Source organism: Actinosynnema sp. NPDC023658 (assembly GCF_040639995.1).
Taxonomy (GTDB): domain Bacteria; phylum Actinomycetota; class Actinomycetes; order Mycobacteriales; family Pseudonocardiaceae; genus Actinosynnema.
This window is the reverse complement of the sequence record NZ_JBFAAX010001055.1, coordinates 1-1,835: the sequence shown is the minus strand read 5'-3', so window position 1 is coordinate 1,835 and position 1,835 is coordinate 1. Positions and strand designations below refer to the sequence as shown.

At 73.9% G+C, this 1,835-nt stretch carries 3 protein-coding genes; all 3 read left to right on the top strand.

Features of this window, described 5'->3' with window-relative positions:
• A partial coding sequence (locus AB0G02_RS37990) for a DUF3090 family protein (RefSeq protein ID WP_360804688.1) occupies positions 1-273 on the top strand: 273 nt, incomplete at its 5' end.
• 8 nt (positions 274-281) lie between these two features.
• Positions 282-1,076 carry an SCO1664 family protein gene (locus tag AB0G02_RS37985; RefSeq protein WP_360804685.1) on the top strand — a complete coding sequence of 265 codons (795 nt, stop codon included), beginning with the start codon at positions 282-284 and terminating at the stop codon, positions 1,074-1,076.
• A gap of 113 nt (positions 1,077-1,189) precedes the next feature.
• On the top strand, positions 1,190-1,663 hold the full coding sequence (locus AB0G02_RS37980; RefSeq protein ID WP_360804682.1) for a GNAT family N-acetyltransferase: 474 nt from the start codon (positions 1,190-1,192) through the stop codon (positions 1,661-1,663).
• Positions 1,664-1,835 lie beyond the last annotated feature (172 nt).

The window sequence follows — 1,835 nt, the reverse complement described above, 5'->3', positions numbered from 1 at the left end:
GGCTGGGACGCCGAGTCCCGCGCGGTGGTCGTCGAGCTGCTCGCGATCACCGAGGAGGAGGTCGACGAGGCGGTGGTCCTCGACGACACCGAGGAGGGTCCGGACGCGGTGCGGGTGTTCCTGAGCCCGGTGGAGGCGAGGGCGTTCGCCGAGCGCGCCGACCGGGTGGTGCGGGCGGGGCGCAAGCCGTGCCCGCTGTGCGCGGAGCCGCTGGACCCGGAGGGGCACGTCTGCCCGCGGCAGAACGGCTACCGCCGCTCGGACGAGGGCTGAGACCGGCGGTGGGGCCGGCACGCGACGAGGTCCTCGAGTTACTGCGGCGTGGCCGCATCGAGGTCGAGGGCCGGTTGGTGGACGCGTCGAACGCGACGCTGTTCTGCCGGGTCAGCCTGGACGGCGTGTCCGCGCAGTGCGTGTACAAGCCGGTGCGGGGCGAGCGGCCGCTGTGGGACTTCCCCGACGGCACGCTGGCGGGCCGCGAGGTGTCCACGTACCTGGTGTCGGAGGCGGCGGGGTTGCACCTGGTGCCGCCGACGGTGCTGCGGGCGGGGCCGTTCGGGTCGGGCATGGTGCAGTGGTGGGTCGACACCCGTGAGGACGACGACCTGGTGGACATCGTGCCGGTGGACCAGGTGCGGCCGGGGTGGCGTTCGGTGCTGCGGGCTCACGACCGGTACGGGGAGCCGGCGGTGCTGGTGCACGCCGACCACCCGCGGGTGCGGCTGATGGCGGCGTTCGACGTGGTGGTGAACAACGCCGACCGCAAGGGCGGGCACGTGCTGCACGCGGTGGACGGCGGGGTGTTCGGGGTGGACCACGGGATCTGCCTGCACACCGACGACAAGCTGCGCACGGTGCTGTGGGGCTGGTTGGGCGAGGAGCTGCCGGACGAGGCGGTGGAGGCGCTGCGGCGGCTGCGGTCGGAGCTGGACGGCGGGCTGTCGGACCGGCTGCACGAGCACCTGACGCGCGCCGAGGTGGCGGCGTTGGTGGAGCGGGTGGACAAGCTGCTGGCGGCGGGGGTGTACCCGGAGCCGTCCGACGACTGGCCGGCGATCCCCTGGCCCGCGTTCTGAGCCCGTCCGGGTCCTGACCGGCGTCGACCCGACGTCGACCCGGCGGGGTGGTCGTGCGCGGGAACGGGCGCGGGATCTTCTGACGACGCGGGTGCGTGTTGTGTACTTGCCGCGTGGGCGTCGAACTGCGCGAGGTGACCGTCGGGGACGTGCTGGTGTTCTTCGACCACCAGCGTGATCCGCAGGCGGTCCGGATGGCCGCGTTCACCTCGGCGGACCCGTCGGACCGGGCGGCGTTCCTGGTGCGGTGGGCGCGGAACCTGGCCGACGAGTCGACGGTGACGCGGACGGTCGTGTTCGACGGCGAGGTCGTGGGGCACGTCGCGCGGTTCACCCGGTTCGGCCGGCCGGAGGTGACCTGCTGGATCGACCGGGAGCACTGGGGCATGGGGTTGGCGACGGCGGCGTTGGAGCTGTTCCTGCGGGAGGAGCGCCGGCGGCCGCTGTACGCGCGGACGGCGGTGGACAACGTGGGGTCGCTGCGGGTGCTGGCGAAGTGCGGGTTCGTCGCGATCGGCGAGGACGTGGGGTTCGCGGCGGGGCGCGGTGAGGACGTGGAGGAGTTCATCCTGAGGTTGGACGGCTGAGTGGCGACGCTGGAGGACCGCATGGTGCGCCGGTTCGGCGCGGGGGTGCGGTCGTGGTTGGCCGGGGTGGAGCCGCTGGTGGCGGGCTTGTGCCGGGACTGGGGCCTGGAGGTGGTGCGGCCGTTGTCGGGTGGCACGTCGCACGCGCTGCTGTGCCGGCGCGACGGGGAGC